This is a genomic window from Achromobacter sp. B7 (genome assembly GCF_003600685.1).
In the GTDB taxonomy this organism is placed as follows: Bacteria; Pseudomonadota; Gammaproteobacteria; order Burkholderiales; family Burkholderiaceae_B; genus Achromobacter; species Achromobacter spanius_B.
In genome coordinates this window covers 5,796,147-5,814,086 of sequence record NZ_CP032084.1, presented here as the reverse complement: position 1 = coordinate 5,814,086, position 17,940 = coordinate 5,796,147, and the positions used below count along the sequence as shown (strand labels likewise).

The 17,940-nt window shown below is 57.9% G+C and carries 18 protein-coding genes; 13 read left to right on the top strand and 5 right to left on the bottom strand.

The window, feature by feature from the left end; all coding sequences use genetic code 11:
* The first annotated feature begins 2 nt into the window (after positions 1-2).
* From DVB37_RS26310 to DVB37_RS26285, 7 genes are all read left to right on the top strand, one after another.
* Positions 3-212 (top strand): hypothetical protein, encoded by a 210-nt coding sequence (locus DVB37_RS26310; protein WP_120157196.1) that lies wholly within the window; start codon positions 3-5, stop codon positions 210-212.
* A 768-nt stretch (positions 213-980) separates the two neighbouring features.
* Positions 981-1,391: a hypothetical protein gene (locus tag DVB37_RS28500; RefSeq protein ID WP_162941289.1), complete on the top strand. Its 411-nt coding sequence runs from the start codon at positions 981-983 to the stop codon at positions 1,389-1,391.
* Between the two features lie 689 nt (positions 1,392-2,080).
* The gene (locus tag DVB37_RS26305) at positions 2,081-3,124 is read left to right on the top strand and encodes a pre-toxin TG domain-containing protein (RefSeq protein ID WP_240434009.1); all 1,044 of its coding nucleotides are present in this window, start codon (positions 2,081-2,083) and stop codon (positions 3,122-3,124) included.
* The gene (locus DVB37_RS28495; protein WP_162941288.1) at positions 3,102-3,449 is read left to right on the top strand and encodes a hypothetical protein; all 348 of its coding nucleotides are present in this window, start codon (positions 3,102-3,104) and stop codon (positions 3,447-3,449) included. The genes DVB37_RS26305 and DVB37_RS28495 overlap by 23 nt, the downstream gene beginning before the upstream one ends.
* Before the next feature lie 754 nt (positions 3,450-4,203).
* Positions 4,204-4,386, top strand: a complete 183-nt coding sequence (locus DVB37_RS26295; protein WP_120157194.1) for a hypothetical protein — start codon at positions 4,204-4,206, stop codon at positions 4,384-4,386.
* Between the two features lie 42 nt (positions 4,387-4,428).
* Positions 4,429-6,810 (top strand): hemagglutinin repeat-containing protein, encoded by a 2,382-nt coding sequence (locus DVB37_RS26290; RefSeq protein WP_120157193.1) that lies wholly within the window; start codon positions 4,429-4,431, stop codon positions 6,808-6,810.
* Positions 6,811-6,812: 2 nt separating this feature from the next.
* Positions 6,813-7,352, top strand: a complete 540-nt coding sequence (locus DVB37_RS26285; RefSeq protein WP_120157192.1) for an immunity 42 family protein — start codon at positions 6,813-6,815, stop codon at positions 7,350-7,352.
* Between the two features lie 436 nt (positions 7,353-7,788).
* Here the strand turns inward: DVB37_RS26285 and DVB37_RS26280 are convergent, their stop codons facing one another.
* The 4 genes from DVB37_RS26280 to DVB37_RS26260 all read right to left on the bottom strand — a co-directional run bounded on the left by DVB37_RS26280 (position 7,789) and on the right by DVB37_RS26260 (position 10,011).
* Entirely contained in the window at positions 7,789-8,304 is a 516-nt protein-coding gene (locus tag DVB37_RS26280; RefSeq protein ID WP_120157191.1) for a hypothetical protein, read from the bottom strand.
* A gap of 136 nt (positions 8,305-8,440) precedes the next feature.
* Positions 8,441-8,833 carry a hemagglutinin repeat-containing protein gene (locus DVB37_RS26275; RefSeq protein ID WP_240434008.1) on the bottom strand — a complete coding sequence of 131 codons (393 nt, stop codon included), beginning with the start codon at positions 8,831-8,833 and terminating at the stop codon, positions 8,441-8,443.
* 392 nt (positions 8,834-9,225) lie between these two features.
* Positions 9,226-9,579: an Imm2 family immunity protein gene (gene imm2, locus DVB37_RS26265; protein ID WP_120157190.1), complete on the bottom strand. Its 354-nt coding sequence runs from the start codon at positions 9,577-9,579 to the stop codon at positions 9,226-9,228.
* A gap of 42 nt (positions 9,580-9,621) precedes the next feature.
* Entirely contained in the window at positions 9,622-10,011 is a 390-nt protein-coding gene (locus tag DVB37_RS26260) for a deaminase domain-containing protein (RefSeq protein ID WP_120157189.1), read from the bottom strand.
* Between the two features lie 267 nt (positions 10,012-10,278).
* Here DVB37_RS26260 and DVB37_RS26255 point away from each other — a divergent pair, with 267 nt between their 5' ends.
* Positions 10,279-10,716 (top strand): hypothetical protein, encoded by a 438-nt coding sequence (locus DVB37_RS26255; protein ID WP_120157188.1) that lies wholly within the window; start codon positions 10,279-10,281, stop codon positions 10,714-10,716.
* 87 nt (positions 10,717-10,803) lie between these two features.
* Here DVB37_RS26255 and DVB37_RS26250 read toward each other — a convergent pair whose 3' ends face one another.
* Positions 10,804-11,436, bottom strand: a complete 633-nt coding sequence (locus tag DVB37_RS26250) for a LysE family translocator (protein ID WP_120157187.1) — start codon at positions 11,434-11,436, stop codon at positions 10,804-10,806.
* Between the two features lie 94 nt (positions 11,437-11,530).
* Between DVB37_RS26250 and rsmB the strand changes: the two genes are divergently transcribed.
* Genes rsmB through trkA form a run of 5 tightly spaced genes read left to right on the top strand, consistent with a single transcriptional unit; the run spans position 11,531 to position 17,897 of the window.
* Complete coding sequence (rsmB, locus tag DVB37_RS26245) at positions 11,531-12,868, top strand: 16S rRNA (cytosine(967)-C(5))-methyltransferase RsmB (protein WP_120157186.1); 1,338 nt, start codon at positions 11,531-11,533, stop codon at positions 12,866-12,868.
* Positions 12,869-12,886: 18 nt separating this feature from the next.
* Positions 12,887-13,498 (top strand): DUF4390 domain-containing protein, encoded by a 612-nt coding sequence (locus DVB37_RS26240; RefSeq protein WP_046803149.1) that lies wholly within the window; start codon positions 12,887-12,889, stop codon positions 13,496-13,498.
* Positions 13,495-15,816 carry an ATP-binding protein gene (locus DVB37_RS26235; RefSeq protein ID WP_120157185.1) on the top strand — a complete coding sequence of 774 codons (2,322 nt, stop codon included), beginning with the start codon at positions 13,495-13,497 and terminating at the stop codon, positions 15,814-15,816. The genes DVB37_RS26240 and DVB37_RS26235 overlap by 4 nt, the downstream gene beginning before the upstream one ends.
* A gap of 12 nt (positions 15,817-15,828) precedes the next feature.
* Complete coding sequence (locus DVB37_RS26230) at positions 15,829-16,521, top strand: response regulator (RefSeq protein WP_046803151.1); 693 nt, start codon at positions 15,829-15,831, stop codon at positions 16,519-16,521.
* The gene (gene trkA, locus DVB37_RS26225; RefSeq protein WP_046803152.1) at positions 16,518-17,897 is read left to right on the top strand and encodes a Trk system potassium transporter TrkA; all 1,380 of its coding nucleotides are present in this window, start codon (positions 16,518-16,520) and stop codon (positions 17,895-17,897) included. The genes DVB37_RS26230 and trkA overlap by 4 nt, the downstream gene beginning before the upstream one ends.
* Positions 17,898-17,940: the final 43 nt, after the last annotated feature.

The following is a 17,940-nucleotide window of genomic DNA, read 5'->3' as shown; positions in this document are numbered from 1 at the left end:
TTATGGAAATGATCAGTTCTTCGCGTAATTTAGCGAATGTTGGCCTTAGCCGAGACGAGATCGTCGTCTTGCATGCTGCTTTAAATGAAATATGTAATGGGATAGATGTGTTTGAATTTGACACGCGAATTGGCGTGAATTTAGAATTTGCAACGAATTTGCTTCAGGCGCTTGGTTCAGTGCTTGATGGCATGGATCATCTATCCGGCTGATTTTCAATGGCGTCGATCTAGTGCCGGCCCACACAAGAGCGGGGGGTTTTTGGTGGGGGGGTATTCCGGGTGCAAGGTGGACTTAATAAATCTGTTTTCTTATGTCGAGTGTAGGGGGGGCAAAACTCTGGATAACCTAGCCTAGAAGGTTGGTAAAAGTAAAATTTAAGGTAGTCAGACTACGTGGTTTAAGAATGGCGGTTTAGAAGTTATTTATAGCGCTATGGCAGGCAGGTTGGGCATATCCAATCAGTAAGGATGAAGTGAGCGCCATGGAAATATCGGAAAGCCTTCAAGATGAATTGGAAGGTTGTCGCTCTAGCACCTCAATCATTCGTCAGTATCTAAGTGTCTATGCAGGGGAATGCAGTGGGTTGGTAGAAAAAATATCCACCTGCTCTTTTTTGAACAGACGCAAACGTACCTTGATGCTTTGCATGAATTTTAATGCAGGCTTTCTACTGTAAGGTAATAAATTCCAGAAAACGGTTTCCCCAGCCCGAACGGTTGGATTTGATCGCTACGTTAATGATCATTTTTAGGTGATCTCGAATCTGCCTCGTACGCCGCCGAAGCGGTATGCAAGGCGTTGAATAGCGAGCTCCCAAATGCTATGGACGCTGCGGGCGTCAAAGCAACTGTTAAAGCCCGCCCTGCGGAGGCCGCCACAGTCAGGCCTCCAACGATGAAAGAGGACGCAGCGTCTATCGGGGCGAGGTACGTGGTGGTCGTCGGTAGGGCCAATGGATTCGCAGGCTATAAGTTTAAGTGAGTGAATATATGCTTGCTATTTGCAAATCAAATCTGGGTAGCGCTATCCCCTCGGCCGAGCGCTATTTAGGCGAGGTGGATCAAACTAATTATTCTCCTTTGAGTGTTGGGGAGAGTTACGTGGTGTATGCCTTGCTGTTTATTTTTGATAGGGTGGATTTTTTGGTGCGAGCTCCAGAACAACCACCTTTCTGGGTTCCGAGCAGCTTATTTCACTTGGTTGATGCTAGGGTTTCACCAGATTGGGAACTTTGCATCACACAGTCACGATCAGACTACAAAGTTCTTTTTAATGCATTTAAGATTAGCCATGTAATGGGGTATCCGTTGCTAGTTAATGATTATAACCATTATGTGGGAATTGCTGAGAGAAACCCCGTAGAGGTGCTGCGATTTATGGAGAGGTAGCTAGGCTGCACACCAGACTCACTTAAGGGTTTGATGGTGCAAAAGGCGCAGGAGCGCTAGAACATCTAGGCCCCGTAGCTGTGTGGTACGCAATTGATAAATTACAAGGCCAGTCCCATGATTTATTCCGCTATTGTCGACTCGATGTGTCCAGATATTGAGGAGGAGGTCTCAGTTGTCGTCACTGGTCATGGGTTGACGTGTTTCGCGAGCTACCTACCATTTCCTCTGGAAGTCGGGGGGCTTATAAAGCAGCATTGCTACCCATGGTCTTTGATGAATATATCGTTCGAGAGATTTCTTCCAATCAAGAACCCTCGATAACTCGACAAGGCATAGACTATTCATATCATGTGTTAGGCGAGTTAGCGGACGGATGGTTACGCTGTGGAGGGCTGGAGTTTTTTGATGAAGTGCTGTTAGCAAATTTTGGGTTTCTATCTAACCAAATATTATGTGAAAGATTGATAGGATGGATATTGCGATTTTTAAGATTGTTAAATCGAAATTTAAAGCCAATGCACATCTGTTCGGCAACCTTGAGCAGGTCCAGGCAATCACTGATCGATGGCTCGTCGAAAATAAGGTGTCAGACTGCAATTTCAGGGCGGTCATGCCGAAAAACGTAGTCTGACACCTTATTTCGCGAGATCGTGGGGGAAGCTGGCCGGCAGGTGGGGCAGTTTTTGGTGAATCGGGGCAAGGAAATTCAAGGCGCTAGGGAGCGTTCGGAAGATAAGTCGCTTTCGTACGCTGACCGAGCTAAAGCCGCCCAAGAATATGCTGACCTGGAAAGCAAATGGGGCAGTCAAGGGACGTCTAGCCAATGGGCCACGATCATTTTGGGCGCGGTCAGCGGCAACGTGACCGGGAGCAGCAGCCAGTTCATCCAAGCTGCAGCCGTCAATTACCTGCAGACCCTGGGCGCAGCGAAGATCAAGGAGTTGAGTGGTGCGCTGGGCGGCGAGGGTTCCGTCGGGCACGCAGCGCTGCATGCGGTATTGGGTTGCGCGGGGGCTGCTGCGCAAGGCGCATCGTGTGGTGCCGGCGGTGCGGGCGCGTTTTCTGGGGTTGTGCTGAGCAAGCTGCTGGAGAGCATGGATGGAGCCAACGCCAAGGATTTGTCACCTGAAGAGGCGCAAGCGCGAGTCAACCTGATCAGCAGCATCGTCGCAGGGATTGCTGCGTCGATTGATCCGAGTGCGGCAGTGCCGGCGGAAATCGCGGCGCGCATCGAGGCGGAGCACAACAGCCAGTATCAGAACCGCGACAAGGTTGCGCGGATGAAGGCGGATATCACCACTTCGGCGATTGCTTCTTGCGGCGGTGACGATGCATGTTTGTCCGCGGAGTTCGCTCGGGCAGACAAGATGGCGGCAGCGTACGACGTTGCGCTGACACTAGGCCACTACCCAAAGCTGAGCAAAGAAAAGACGGACATGCTCGCGCAATCGGTGTTAGATCTGGCGCCGGGGGTGTCCAATGCGAGTGCGCTGTACGAGCTTTTGACGGGCAAAACTGCGACAGGCGACGATGCAAACCGATACTTCGCCGCGATCGGATTGGTGCCGGTGATCGGCGGGATGCTGAAAAAGGGTGGCCAATCGGTTCATGCGTTCGCGATGGCGGAAAAGGCGCTTGATGTTGGGAAGGTGGGGGGGGAAGGCCGAGATAGTTGGGGCGAAAGGAATTGGCGCCACGGGTCAAAACTTGCCCTCTGTTTTGCCAGATAACTTGACTGGTTATGCTAACCCGAAAGATATTCGGTTCACGCAGGACAGTGTGTCGAATACATTCAAAGATGACCAAACTCTTCAGTCGACAATTGACGGGTTGAAGTCAGGGAAAATCTCTGCAGATGACTTGCTTCCTATCCGAGTATTTGAGAAAGACGGAATGGTCTGCAGTTTGGATAATAGACGTTTGCTTGCTGCGTCGGAAGCGGGTGTGCCAATAAAAATTGTTCCAGCTACCCCTGCAGAGGTTGCGAAGGAAGGATGGAAAATGACTACGCCCAATAACGGTGCGATTATTTGTATTCGAGGCGTTTGTAAGTGAGGGGCATATGAAATTTGATCGAGTTAGGGATATACACACAAAAGAGGATCTTGCGGATTTTATTAGGGAGTTTAGAGAAGGGTTGGTGCTTAATCCCGATGACTGGGAAAATCCTAGCTTAGAGAGTTTTTTAGCTGCAATGGAAATCTGGATTAGGTCTATAGATATGTATGCAAAAAACTCTGGAGATAGTGACGTTGTTAGCCCTAGCTGGCGAACTTTTGCGAAGATATTATGTGCATCGAAAGTTTATGAATAGTTGTTCTGTATAGGCTTTACTGAACCCTGGCTCAGGGTTTGTGTTGTTTCATCTGCTTACTGCAAGTGTCGTTTTTCGTTGCTCGGCTTGGTCGTTGTGTATTGACCCAGTGAAAATCTGCTCACCTCATATTCGCGTCGTAAGCACCTCTGTCAAGTGGACGTTGGCGGATAGTCGATGGGAGCGAGGGTTAACCGTAGAAAATAAGGCGTCAGACTGCAATTTCAGTGAGGTTATGCCGGAAAACATAGTCTGGTACCTTATTTTCAGGAAATGGATCTATGTTCAATCAGAATTTATTGCTTATCTATCGACTGTTTATCTCTAAAGGCGGTCGAAGAGCAAATTGGATAGAGGAACGGTTCGGCTTCGATGGCGGTATTGCACTATCTCCTGATGACCGAAGGAATGAGCTGTAGGCGTATGAAACTCTTTTCTCGCCAGGTCAAAAAGCAGAGCTTGAGCAACTTTATCCAGAATTGTTGGATGAGATGAATGGAGTCCCTTACCCGCAATGCGGTGAGCGTCTTGATGCACTGGCTTTTATTCAAGAAATTTCAGCTACTGCATTGTGGAAATATTGTCAGAGAGGGGGTAGAAAATTTCGTCAGAGATTTTGACCGCCTTGACATCTCTGATGAACGTATCAGGCTTTACGATAGCGCGCAAAAATATTAAGGGTACGGCTCGAAGAGACGGAGTGAGTCTCGTAGCGCCAGCATCGGCTACTCCACCGGTGGCTCGCAGAATGGCTTCACCCTTGAACTGGGCGCCTCGGTCGGACGCGGAAAGGCCAACGGCCGCGACGAAAGCTGGACCAACAGCAATATCACGGCGGGTAATGTGCTGGCGATGCAGTCTGGCGGCGACACCACGCTAAAGGGCGCGGCGGGCCGCGCTGATCAGATCATCGCGTCGGCGGGCGGCAACCTGCTGCTGGAGAGCTTGCAGGGCAGCGGCAAGTACGACTCCAAGAACAAGAGTGCGGGCTTTGGGCTGAGCCTTTGTATCCCGCCGTATTGCGTGGGCTCGAGCAGCGTCTCAGCCAACGCCAGCACCGGCAAGATGAACAGCGACTTCAAGTCCGTCACGGAACAGACGGGTTTGTGGGCGGGTGACGGCGGCTACCAGATTGATGTCGAGAACAACACCAAGTTGGTAGGCAGCGTCATCGCCAGCAGCGACCGCGCGGTGGCTGACGGCCTGAACAAGTTGACGACGGGGACGCTGGTTACGGAAGACATCAAGAACACCGCCAAGTACAGCGGCAGCCAGGTGTCGATCGGGGGAGGTTTCGGATTTGGCGGCAATGCCAAGGCGAGCGACTCGGGCCTGGGCACAACCAAGGGCGGCCAGGTGGCTGGCGGCGCGACGAAGGATCACGGCACGTCGGTCTCGACTGGCAGCAGCGGCTTTGGCATGGGCACGCCGGTGGTGGCGGCGGCCAGCGGCAACAGCAGCTCGACTACGAAGAGCGCGATCAGCGGCGGCACGATCGTGATCCGAAATGAAGCCGCGCAGCAAGACCTTACCGGGATGACGGCAACAGAAACGATCGCCGCGCTGAACCGGGATACGACGAATACGTTGAATGCGCTGAAGCCGATCTTTGACAAGGAGAAGATCGAGGCGGGGTTTGAGATTGCGTCGGAGGCCCAGCGGCAGGTTGGTCAGTTTTTGACGAATCGGGCGAAGGAGGCTGATGCGCTGAAGAAGGAGATGGATGCTGAGCCTGAGGGTCCGCGCAAAAGGCAGCTTGCTGCGCAACATGCCGAAGCCGCTAAATGGGCGCCCAATGGCCAGTATCGTTTGATCGCTACGGCAATAGGCGCGGCTGCGGGTGGCAACGTCACCGGGGGAGCGACTCAGTTTGTTCAATCGGCAGCCGTGAACTATCTGCAAGGTCTGGGCGCGTCGAAGATCAAGGAGCTTTCGGGCAGTGTGGGCGGGGAAGGTTCCCCCGGGCATATCGCGCTGCATGCAGTGCTTGCCTGCTCGGGCGCAGCTGCTCAGGGTGCGAACTGCGCAGCCGGCGCGGTAGGTGCCTCGGCCAGCATCGTGGTCAGCAGCCTCCTGCAAAAGATCTCGGGCAAAGACTCGGAGATGCTCGGTGCCGAGGATAAGGACCAACGCGCCAACCAGTTGGTTTCGATCATCGCGGGCATTGCGGGCGCGTTATCGCCGGAACAAGCGGCGACGATTGCGAATGCTGCTCGTCTCGAAGCGGAAAACAATACGCTTCGGGATCACACGCAGGTTCATTCGGCGAGGTTCGACGAGAAGGTGAAGGCCTTGGCGGACTGCGTGGGAGAACGGTCATGCCAGACCGCTGCGGGCCACTTTGAGGGCTGGATTCGGGTTATTGATGAGCGAGAGCTTCCCGCCTGCGGGGGAGTTGGGATCTGCATTCAAAACAGGCTGGCCGAGCGGGACGCCTATACGGCGGGGCTGGCAACGGCTATCGGCAGATTGAAGGATCCGCTGATAGCGGGCATGGATTTGCTGGATGCGCGCAATAAGGGTCTCTATGATCGTTTGACGCTGAAAGACTCTTTGGTTCGTTTTCAGTCGGGGACGCCAGACTACACGAGCGAGGCAGATCGGTTCGTCGTCGAGGCGATGATGTCGTCACCGGTGGTGTTTGCGGCGGTTAGGGGGTTATCGGCGCTAGATAGTGACGGTGGTGGTGGCGGTGGGGCGTTGGCCGTGCGGCCGGGGAAGGGAGCGGCGAATAGTTTGGCCGCGAATCAAGGTAAGGGTAAGGGGAGCCCAATTCCTGTGCCCGAGCCTGCGCTTGCCTCTAACGGTCTGGTATACAAGTCAGACCCGAAACATACGCCGGGGCAGGAAGGGAATAGACTAAACGCGGGCGTGGACCCTCGAGATTCGATTGCATTGTTTGGAGTCTCCATTTTGCCTTCGCCGGGCGGTAAACATCGTTACTCCCTAGATGGAAAGGGCGGGGTGCATAGATTTTCCTTTGGTAATGACGGCTCTTGGCATTGGTCCGGCAGCACCGCAGATAAATTCAATCCACTCGCGAAATCTATTATTCCCGCTGATGTGGAGCGTAAATTTGGCCTGCCAGGAAAATGGAGATAATTATGATATTTGGCGATCCATACAAGTTTGCAGTGCTAGTTGAACATATACCTGAATGGAGCGGGCACGGTTTTAAAAATGGGCTATTTCATTATTTTATAGATGGCGAAATGTTCCCGGATAAGATCGTCACAGCTACTTTAAATGTGGAGTCCGTATTTTTGGACGATGGGAACTCCCTCGTATCTTTCCCCGAGAACAGCGAGCTCTTTGAAGCTCCTAAGGAAGATGCCTTCAAAGCCATGTTGGCCATGATCTCGCCCGAGTTGGTGGATGCAAACGCCGAAGTGCCAGAGGAATTCGAGTCGTCCTACATCTATCTCGCAGCGACCCCTACCAGCACAGATGCGGGTTTCTATTTTTTTTGTGTCACGTACGGAGATTTTGTACGCATTGTTGGCGCAAGAATACACTCCAAAAAACAGGACATGTTTGGAAGCTGGTACTGGGAGAGCGAGCAGGTATTGCACGTCCAAGAGGTTTTTTTAAAAAAAGAGCAAGTTCGGGAAGTAATTAACCAAGTAATTAACTACTGCCAGTAGTTTGTCTCGTATCCAGTGCATGTAATTGAGTGTGCAAGTGCTAAACCGCAGCATAAAATCAGGAATGGGGGGCGGCATTGCGGTCCGGGGTGGCAGGCTACACGAGTGAGGTATATCGCTTGGCTTTGGCTTAAACGGCTTCGTGGTTCGAGCTAAATTTGTCGGCACCTGGAAGCCATTGCCATGATCAGATTAAGACTAATGAGCGAATATTTGGCGGGACCGTTATTTTGTCAAGAGCCAGATAAAATGGGGCACGTTGATGTTGATGATTTGCCCCTTTCTCAAGGGCTGAAAGCTCGAATTAATGAGTGGGACAGTAGGTATCAGGCAACATCAACAGTGATATCCACCCGACTCTCGTTTTTCCTCGCGTAAGGCAGAAATTCAGCACGCAGTCGAGGGAGTAAAGCTGGCTAAATCAATACAACAAGAACTAGAGGGCAGTTATACAGTGGAGTATGGGCCACACCCGGTAATTAGCTAGTGCAAAAGGCGCAGGCGCCTTTGCTACTGCAGGCGGAAGCAAGGCGACGCCGAACTCGAAGCTGCCCAGCGCTAACGGCATCAGCATGGGCGTGCCCGTCGTCATGGTTGCCAGCGGCCAGTCCAACTCCACCCCGCTCAGCGGTATCAGCGGCGGAACGGTCGTCATTCGCGACGAGGCGGTCGAGTTCGGCGTCGCCTTGCTTCCGCCTGCGACCTCGCCCTTGCCGTCGGCGCCGATATTGCTCTGGTCCCTGCCAGCGTCCTTCCCGCCGCTTTTGCCGCCATCCTTGCCGCCGCCAAAGCTCACGCCCCCCGCCCAACTGAACGGATTGCCCTTCGTAGCTGGCGCGGCTTTTGGCGTCGCGGCTGTCAGGGCGCTGGCGGCCAGGACGTTCTTGCCATCGACGACCGCCTTGTCACTGCCGGCAATGACGCCACCGAATAGGCCCGTATTCTTCGCCACATCAATCTGGAAGCCGCCGTCGCCTGCCCACAGGCCCGTCTGTTCCGTGACGCTGGCGTACTGGCTGTTGATCTTGGTGTGGCCGTAGTTGCCGCTGACCGAGTTGGCGCCGTAGCACAGGGGGGTATGCGCGGGCTTACCTGCACGCCCACGCTGCGGTCGCGTGCGGCGTAGTGGCTGATGTCCTGCAGGCTTTCGACAACAAGTTTGCGCCCACCGTCGCCATAATCCAGTCGGCGCTGCCTTGCGCGCCGCGCAAGAGCGTGTCGCCGCCGGAGTGCATGGTCAGGTTGCCGCCGGCCTGGGCATGAGTGTTGTTCCACTTCGTATCCCGGCCATCGCCGCCTGCCGCCAGGTTGAGACTGACGCCGTTCTGGGTTCCACCGATCGAAAAGCCCACCCGGACACTGGCATTGCCGCTCTTGCCGTCAGTCTTCTGGCTGGCGGTACTCTGCTGGGCAGCAAGCAGGATGTCGCCCTGTGCGTCCTGCAGGATGTTGCGGCCCGCGGCCAGGTCGGAGCCGGCCACGACGATGTCGGATTGATCGGCCTTGCCCGCCGCGATGATCGTCAGGTCGCAGCCGGCCCGGCCCCTTGCAATTCTTGGTCGAGCCTGCCCCCAAGCAGCCGACTCAACTCCAACAGGACATGCGCCAGCAGTACGAGCGCCAAATCAAGACCTTCAGGAGGCGTATTGTGAGGCGACGCTGGAGCCGCGCGCCGGAAAAAAGTCGCAGCCCCTGCTAGGCGCGGACGAAAAGTGATCTCGACAATCCGCCAGAGACTGAAGCAGAGACATTGCAATTGCGTAAAGCTCAAAACCACCTGCGGTGCCGAGTTCCCCATGAGAACACACGGGTTGATACATACCCCCCGAAACAAACACCATCCGCATCTGTTTAATTACGCGAATTTTCGCAACTAATATAAGCCAAAACATTTAAGATCGGACCTCAGCTCCGTCGCCTCCTCAAATGGCAAACCATCCAAAAGAGAGGATATATCTATTTCGGAAAGCAGTTCTCCGATAATACGCATGTGGTAATTTCCGACATGCTCCGAAGACCTCCCGGCCGAAAGCACAAGAGCCAAAACCTCTAGCATTAATTTTTCAATCGGCATATCAAACGAGTTCTCAAGCTCACTATAGGCATAGCCCACTTCGCTTTCGCCCTCGACCCACGCACCCCCATGACCAATCTTAGTCCTGCAATAATCGTAATAACAACCTAAAAACCAGGCCCGCATTTCACCATAGGTCACACGTTCTTCCATCACTGCGTCTTCCTTGGCGGACGGAGCATAACTCCTTGATCGTCAAAAAATATTTACTTCGACATTCGGATACTTTGCCCTGAGCTGCTCGACAACATTAAGGCAACTCGCACAAGCAGCCCTTTCCGTCAGTATATTTACTGTTCCTCGTATCGACGTATTATTCCCCTGGTGGCCGGCAATATTATCGAAAATTTTATATTCGGTGTTCATCCCACGATGAACCATGTCTCCGGCCTTGTTGGGTACCGTTTGTGCGGTGAAGAGTCCGTTACCGAAGCCAATAAGTCCCTTACCCGCCTCGCCGGACAAGATTGTTACGGCGAATTTAAATGTGGAATCCGTATTTTTGGACGACAGCAATGCGCTTGTATCTTTCCCCGAGAACAGCGAGTTCTTTGAAGCCCCTAAGGAAGGTGCTTTCAAAGCCATGTTGGCCGTGAAGCACTAGCACAGGCGCGGTTTTTTTTGGCGTTACGCACGTAGATGTTATACGTATTGTTGGCGCAGGAATAGCCACGAAAAGCAGGACACGTTTGGAGACTGGTATCGGGAGACTGAGCAGGTATTGCAGGCCCAAGGTTTTTTAAAGAAGAAAAAATTCGAGAAATAATTGGTCAACTGGTCGAGTACTGTAGGTAGAAAATTTCGTTTCTGCGCGGTGAAAATGTCGTCAGAGAGTAGTGGCCGCGTTATTCGATGTTGTTAGAGGCCTTGGCTGGGCTGACAGTTCTGGTGGACGTATCGGGCTTTCTGGTTGCGGGCAGGAACGCGATTAGCAATACAGTGATCGGCATGCTCATGCCGGCCATTGGTGAAAAGTCCTATTCCGAGTACGTCGTCACGACAGGAATCTCTATTGACATCTACTCACGTGGCGACGGGTGGGGCCACCCAAATGCAATCGGTGTATCTATGTATAGCTCGGTATTCGGCGATGCGATTACTGCGGTTCTTGAGGCAGGAAAGGACTATGAGACGCTTTATCGGCATCCGAGTGCGATCTTGCGTGAGCTTGTCGTTGTGAATGGCGTGGTACGTACCAAGCCCGTCGCCGTGAAGAAATACAAGGATGCGAAAACGTCAACGTGGACAGGACTCCGCTTCCGATCGGAGGGAACTCGTAAGGCATTTTAGAAAAGCTTGGCCGCCAGTCAACGCGCACGACCCCATGCAAGCCGCCTCGGCGGTCCATCCTAGCCGCAGCCCCCGCCCCCCCAAAACCTACCCCGCCCCCCGCCGATAAACCGCCAGCATCCCCGCCAGCCCAATCATCACGCCGCCACAAACTCGGTTCAGCCACCGTAACCCCGAGCCTCTGAACACCCGCACCATCTGCGCACCCAACGCCGCATATACCAGCATCGTCAGCACATTAATCGTGGCGAGCACCCCCGCCACAATCGCGTATTGCACCAATAGCGGTGCCTGAGGATCAATAAACTGCGGCAGGAACGCAGACATGAATAACAGCGCCTTGGGATTGGTCAGCGCCACCAGAAAACTGCGCATCCCCAGCGCCAAGCCGGCCGGTCGCTCTATATCCGTAGCTGCAGACGGCAATACCAACGCAGCATCCGACCGCAGCATCTTCCAGCCCAGATAGGCCAAATACGCCGCGCCCATCCATTTAATAATCTGGAATGCGACTTCAGACGCGGCCAGCACCACTCCCAAACCCGAAGCCACCGAGCCGACCAGAATCAAGTCGGCCAGTACCGCGCCGGCCATGCCCCAGCTGGCGGCGCGCACGCCGTGGCGCGAGCCGTTGCTCATGGCAAGCAGCGTGGTGGGGCCGGGGGTGATGATGGCGACGGCCGAGGCCAGGATGAACAACAGCAAGGTGGCGGTGGACATAAAGCGGGCTCCTAGGCAGCGGCCAGTTTGATCTGGCCAGCGCCATTCGTCCAGGTCCGGCTACCATATCGGTCTTATTCTCAGAATCCCCACCATGTCCACGCGTTCCGACTCCCCCCATCTTGCCCCTCCGCTTTCCTCCGTACTTCTTTCCAGCGCGGGGGTGGTCGAGAGTGTGCTGGACGGCCGTTCCCTGACGGACGCGTTGACCGATGTCAGCGTTGCCTTGCGCCCGGCGACCCAGGCGGTATCTTTTCATGCGATGCGATACCTGGGCTGGGCCGATGCCGTGGGCCGTGAGTTGGTTCAGCGTTATCCCAGCGTGTTGTTCGAATCGCTGCTGCTGGTGTCGCTGACGCTGCTGAAAGAAGAGGGCGAGGCCGCCGCGCAGTTGCCGGGCATGCCGGTTTATGCGGCCCACACGGTCGTGGACCAGGCGGTGACGGCGGCGTCCAATACGCGCAGCCTTGCGTCGTTCAAGGGCATGCTCAACGCCTGCCTGCGCCGCTTCCTGCGCGAGCGGGTGGCGCTTGACGCTGCGGTGGCCGACAGCCCCGAGGCGCAGTGGAACCACCCGGGTTGGTGGGTCAAGCAATTGGGCATCGCGTATCCGCAGGATTGGCAGCGGATTCTGGAATCGGCCAATGTGCCGGCGCCGCTGACGCTGCGCGTGAACCGCCGCCGCGCCAGCCGCGAACAGGTCCTGACGGCGTTTCAGGACGCGGGCCTGGAGGCGCAACCGGTCGGTCAGGCCGGCCTGGTGCTTGGCAGCCCCAAACCCGTGACACAGTTGCCCGGCTTTGCCGAGGGGTGGTGGTCGGTACAGGACGCGGGTGCGCAGTTGGCGGCCGAACTGCTGGCGCCCACTGACGGCATGCGCGTGCTGGACGCCTGCTCGGCGCCGGGCGGCAAGACCGCGCACCTGCTGGAACTGGCCGATATCGATCTGGTCGCGCTGGACGCCGACGGCGAACGGCTGGAACGCGTGGAACAAAACTTGGACCGCCTGGGGCTGGCCAGCAAGCGCGTGCGCCTGGAGGCGGCCGATGCGGCCGACCTGGACGCCTGGTGGGACGGCAAGCCTTTCGACGCCGTGCTGGCCGACGTGCCGTGCACGGCATCGGGCATCGTGCGCCGCCACCCCGACATCCGCTGGTTGCGTCGCGAAAACGACGTGCGGCGCACCGCCACCTTGCAGGCCAGGATCCTGGATTCCCTGTGGAAGACCGTGGCGCCCGGCGGCCGACTGCTCTATGTGACGTGCTCGGTTTTCCCGATCGAAGGGGCGCGCCAGGCGCTTGAATTCCTGCAGCGCCACCCCGAGGCCCAACGGCTGGATGCGCCCGGCCAGTTGCTGCCAGTTGCGCTCGATGCAACACCGGTCGAGCAACATGACGGCTTTTTCTACGCCTTGTTTGCCAAGCAGTCCTGAATCACCAAGAATAGGGGCATGACGGTGTTGCGGTGTCGTATGTCCACTATTTCGCGTTTATTTCTAGGGTTGTTGCTGGTATCTACCTTGCTTTGTTCCGTGCCGGGCGGCGACGTTCATGCCGCCGAGCCCCGGGTGACGCGGGTAGAGCCCGCGGTACGCAATGGCAAGCTCGAGATCGATGCCGACATTGAATTCGAATTGAACCAGCAGTTGCGGGATGCCGCCCAGCGCGGCGTCCCCTTGTATTTCACGGCCGACCTGACCATGACGCAACAGCGCTGGTATTGGTTCGACAAGTCGCTGGTGGACACCTCACGCACGTGGCGGGTCGTCTATAACGCGCTGACGCGGCAGTGGCGCGCGGGCGTCGGCGAACTTTCGTTTCCGGTGGCCTCGCTGGACGACGCCATGAGCGTCATCCGCCATATCCGCAACTGGTCGGTGGCGGATGCCGCCGATTTTGACGCCGGGGTGCTGTACGGCGGGCAGCTGCGGCTGCGCCTGGACACCTCGCTCTTGCCCCGGCCGTTCCAGGTGAATGCGCTAAATAGCAGTTCGTGGGCGCAAGGCACGCCCTGGACGGAGTTCTCGTTCATGCTGAGCGACCAGGAGAAAGATCCCTCATGAGGCTATTGCTTCGGCTGGCCCTGATGGTGGGGGCCGTAAGTGGCCTGGCGTTGCTGGGCCTGCTGGCGTGGTCCACGGGCAATGCGTCGCGCTTTGCGCGTTACTACGATACGTTGCTGGTGCTGAACGGCATTTTCGCGCTGGCGCTGTTTATCTGGGTGGTGGCGCTGACGGTGCGCTTGGCGCGTCAGATCCGGCGTCGGCAATTTGGCGCGCGGTTGACCGCGCGCTTTTCGTTAGCCTTCGCCTTGATTGGCGTCGTGCCGGGGGCGCTGATCTACACCGTGTCGGTGCAGTTCATGTCCCGCTCGATCGAATCCTGGTTCAACGTGCGGGTCGATACCGCCCTGGAAGCCGGCCTGAACCTGGGCCGCGCCGCCCTGGACTCGCTGCTGGCCGACCTGGACGCGCGCGCGCGGTCCATGGCCGTCGAACTGAATCGCAATACCGATAGCGGCGTGACGCTGGCGTTGACCCGTCTGCGCGAGGCCAACGGCGTGCAAGAGGCCATGGTCTTCACGGGCAGTGGCCGCATGGTGGCGTTTTCCACCAGCCAGTACGGCCAGTTGCTGCCGGCGATGCCGCCGTCCACCGTCATGAATCAGTTGCGCCTGTCGCGCGGCTATTCCGCGGCCGAAGCCGACGATCCCGTCACCCCGGGCGCCGAGGGCGGGCTGCATTTGCGGGTCGTGATCCCGCTGACCGGGCCCGACCGCTACGACAATCTGCTGGGTGCCACGTCCGAGCCGCGCTGGCTGCAACTCTTGCAACCCGTGCCGGAACAGATCGCGCATAACGCCAATCTGGTGCAGCAGGGCTTTCGGGATTATCAGGAACTGGCCCTGTCGCGGCTGGGGTTGCGCAAGCTGTATGGCATCACCCTGACGCTGGCGCTGCTGCTGGCCGCGTTTGGCGCTATTGCGGTGGCGCTGTCCCTATCCAAGCGCCTGGTGCGGCCGCTGCTGAGTCTGGCCGGCGGCACGCAGGCGGTGGGCGTGGGGGATTACCGGCCGCTACCTGAACCCCCGGAGCGCGACGAAGTCGGCCAGCTGACGCGGTCGTTCAATGCCATGACGCGCCAGCTGGACGAGGCGCGCCGCATGGTGGAAAGCAATCGTCAGCAGTTGGAACGGTCCAACGTCTATCTGGAAAGCGTGCTGTCGAACCTGTCGTCCGGGGTGCTGGTGTTTGATGAGTCGTTCCGCGTGACGACGGTCAACCAGGGCGCGCAGACGATTTTGGGCGTCGACCTGCGTTCGGTCATCGGCCGGCCATTGGAAACCGTGGACGGCATGCTGGAATTTGCGAACATCGTGCGCCAGGCGTTCTCGACGCACGCCGCGGTGGGATCCGAGCGCCAGCACTGGCAGCAGCAGTTCGAGATCGGCCCGGCCCAGGCCGATGCGCCCACCGCGCCCCAGCCCCTGACGCTGCTGGCGCGCGGCACCCATCTGCGCGTGGACGGGCGCGGCAACGGCTATCTGGTGGTGTTCGACGACATTACCGAAGTGATTTCCGCCAACCGTACCGTGGCCTGGGGCGAAGTCGCGCGTCGCCTGGCCCACGAAATCAAGAACCCGCTGACGCCCATCCAGCTGTCCGCCGAACGGCTGGCCATGAAGCTGGAAGGCAAGCTGCAACCGGCCGAGGCGCAGATTGTGCAGCGGTCCACCAATACCATCGTCAACCAGGTGGCTTCGCTCAAGCAGATGGTGGACGACTTCCGCGAATACGCGCGCACGCCGCCGGCCGTCATGCAGCGCATCGACTTCAATGCGCTGGTGGCCGACGTGCTGTCGCTATACGGCTGGGAGCCGGACGGCGGCATTTCCCGCGCGACGGGCAAGGCCTTGAATCTGGATGTGTCGCTGGCACCGGGCCTGCCCGAGATCGAGGGCGACCCGACCCAGCTGCGCCAGGTCATTCACAACCTGCTGTCCAACGCCCGTGACGCCATCGCCGAGTCGGGCGGCCAGGGGCGGGTCAGCGTGACGACGCAGTTGATGCGCAGCGAGCAGCCGGATCGGGCCGACCAACAGGCCCTGAGATTTACCGTTGCGGACACGGGGCCGGGCTTTCCGGCGCAGGTGATGCAGCGCGCGTTCGAGCCCTACGTAACCACAAAGTCCCACGGGACTGGGTTAGGATTGGCAATCGTGCGCAAGATCGTTGAAGAGCACGGCGGGCGTATCGACCTTGCTAACCGCAAGGAAGGGGGGGCGCGGATTTCCATCTTGTTGACCCGGTTGGCGGTGACCACCGGGGCAGACACTATGGACGCGACCGCGCAAGAAAAGGATAATGCGGCTACGCAATAGGTGGGATGCTTTATGGCCAGAATTCTGGTGGTTGACGACGAAGTTGGTATACGCGAGCTTTTGTCGGAGATCCTTTACGACGAAGGACACACGGTCGAACTGGCCGAAAACGCAGCGCAAGCGCGCGCCGCTCGCCTTCGCATGCGTCCTGATCTGGTGTTGCTGGACATCTGGATGCCGGACACCGACGGCGTAAGTTTGCTGAAAGAGTGGGGCTCGCAAGGGCTGCTCGATATGCCGGTGATCATGATGAGCGGCCACGCCACCATCGACACGGCAGTGGAAGCGACGCGCATCGGCGCCATGGATTTCCTGGAAAAGCCCATCACGCTGCAACGGCTGCTCAAGACCGTGGCGGCGGGTCTGGCTCGTGGGCGCGCCCCGCACCCGGCGCCCGTCGCCGTGCATCCGGCCGCGGTCAGCCCGGCCGTGGCGCTGGAAGACGAGCTTGACCCCCCTGTGTTGACGACGGCGCCGGCCAACGAAGTGCCGGTCACTTCCAACGGCCAGTTGGGCAGCATTTCGCTGGACCAGCCCCTGCGCGAAGCGCGGGACGAATTCGAACGCATCTATTTCGAATATCACTTGGTACGCGAAAGCCACAGCATGACGCGTGTGTCCGAGCGCACCGGCCTGGAACGCACCCACCTTTATCGCAAGCTCAAGCAATTGGGCATCGAGTCGGCGCGCAAGCGCAGCACATGAAAATCCTGATCATGGGCGCTGGTCGCGTAGGCACCAGCGTGGCCGAAAACCTGGTGTCCGAGCAAAACGACATCACCGTGGTGGATACCGATCCCACGCAGCTTCGGTATTTGCAGGAACATTTCGACTTGCGCGTCGTCCATGGCGACGGCTCGCAGGTGTCGGTGCTGGAAGCCGCCGGCGCGGCCGATACCGACCTGTTCATCGCCTGTGCGGCCTCCGACGCCGCCAACATGGTGGCCTGCAAGATCGCCCGCCAGCTGTTCAATATCCCCCGCCGCATCGCCCGTATTCGCTCCGCTGAGTTCCCCGAACACCCGGAACTCATGAGCGAAGAGGGCTTTTGCATTGACGCGCTGATCAGCCCCGAGCGCAGCGTCACTACCTACCTGCATAGCCTGATTGAATTCCCCGAAGCCCTACAGGTCGTGGAATTTGCCGAAGGGCGGGTCAGCGTCGTGACCGTGCGCGTGGGGCATGGCAGCCCGATGGCGCATTCCCCCGTGGACAAGTTGCGCGACGTCTGGCCCGACGTGAAAGCGCGTGTCATTGACGTGCTGCGGGGCGGGCGGCCGCTGCGAGCGGGCAGCGGCACGGTGATCGCCCCGGGCGACGAAGTCGTGCTGGTGGTGGATTCGCGCGATGCGCGCCGCGCCGTGCGCCAGTTGCGTGATGCCGAACGCGCCGTGCGACGCGTCATGATCGCGGGCGGCGGCAACATCGGTTTGCGGCTGGCGCGCCAGCTGGCCGAAGAAAAATACAGCGTTCGCATCATTGAACGCGACCTGAAGCGTTGCGAATACCTGGCGACCCAGTTGCCCGACAGTGTGCTGGTCCTGCACGGCAGCGGCACCGACGAGGCCCTGCTGGAACGCGAAAACATCGAAGACATGGACACCTGGCTGGCGCTGACCAGCGACGACGAGGACAACATCATGTCGTCGCTGCTGGCCAAGCGCCTGGGCGCGCGCAAGGTGATCGCGCTGATCAACCGCCAAGCCTACGGCGAACTGATGCAGGGCAGCCATATCGACATCGCCGTATCCCCGTCGCAAGCCACGATGAGCGAACTGCTGCGCCACGTGCGGCGCGGAGACGTGGCCGCCGTACACCGGCTGCGCCAGGGGGTGGCCGAGGCCCTTGAGGCCATCGCGCACGGCGACCGGTCCACGTCCAAGGTAGTGGGGCGGCCGGTGGGTCAGATCAGCCTGCCCAAGGGCGCCAGCATCGGCGCGCTGGTTCGCGACGACGAAATCATCCTGCCCGATGCCGATACCGTCATTGAAACGGACGACCACGTGATCGTCTTCGTCCCGTCGCGCCGGCAGATGCCGCGCGTGGAAAAGCTGTTTCAAGTTTCGGCGTCCTTTTTCTGATGCACGCACTTTTCAAGCTCCGCCGTGGGCCGGGCGCCGCCGG

Bases quoted from the DNA above. Each gene is read 5' to 3' on its own strand.
- imm2 (WP_120157190.1), bottom strand. From the start codon at position 9,579: ATGGAAGAACGTGTGACCTATGGTGAAATGCGGGCCTGGTTTTTAGGT.
- rsmB (WP_120157186.1), top strand. From the start codon at position 11,531: ATGTCCACGCGTTCCGACTCCCCCCATCTTGCCCCTCCGCTTTCCTCC.
- DVB37_RS26235 (WP_120157185.1), top strand. From the start codon at position 13,495: ATGAGGCTATTGCTTCGGCTGGCCCTGATGGTGGGGGCCGTAAGTGGC.
- DVB37_RS26285 (WP_120157192.1), top strand. From the start codon at position 6,813: ATGATATTTGGCGATCCATACAAGTTTGCAGTGCTAGTTGAACATATA.
- DVB37_RS26250 (WP_120157187.1), bottom strand. From the start codon at position 11,436: ATGTCCACCGCCACCTTGCTGTTGTTCATCCTGGCCTCGGCCGTCGCC.
- trkA (WP_046803152.1), top strand. From the start codon at position 16,518: ATGAAAATCCTGATCATGGGCGCTGGTCGCGTAGGCACCAGCGTGGCC.
- DVB37_RS26230 (WP_046803151.1), top strand. From the start codon at position 15,829: ATGGCCAGAATTCTGGTGGTTGACGACGAAGTTGGTATACGCGAGCTT.
- DVB37_RS26295 (WP_120157194.1), top strand. From the start codon at position 4,204: ATGGAGTCCCTTACCCGCAATGCGGTGAGCGTCTTGATGCACTGGCTT.
- DVB37_RS26240 (WP_046803149.1), top strand. From the start codon at position 12,887: ATGACGGTGTTGCGGTGTCGTATGTCCACTATTTCGCGTTTATTTCTA.
- DVB37_RS26255 (WP_120157188.1), top strand. From the start codon at position 10,279: ATGTTGTTAGAGGCCTTGGCTGGGCTGACAGTTCTGGTGGACGTATCG.
- DVB37_RS26260 (WP_120157189.1), bottom strand. From the start codon at position 10,011: ATGGCTTTGAAAGCACCTTCCTTAGGGGCTTCAAAGAACTCGCTGTTC.
- DVB37_RS26310 (WP_120157196.1), top strand. From the start codon at position 3: ATGGAAATGATCAGTTCTTCGCGTAATTTAGCGAATGTTGGCCTTAGC.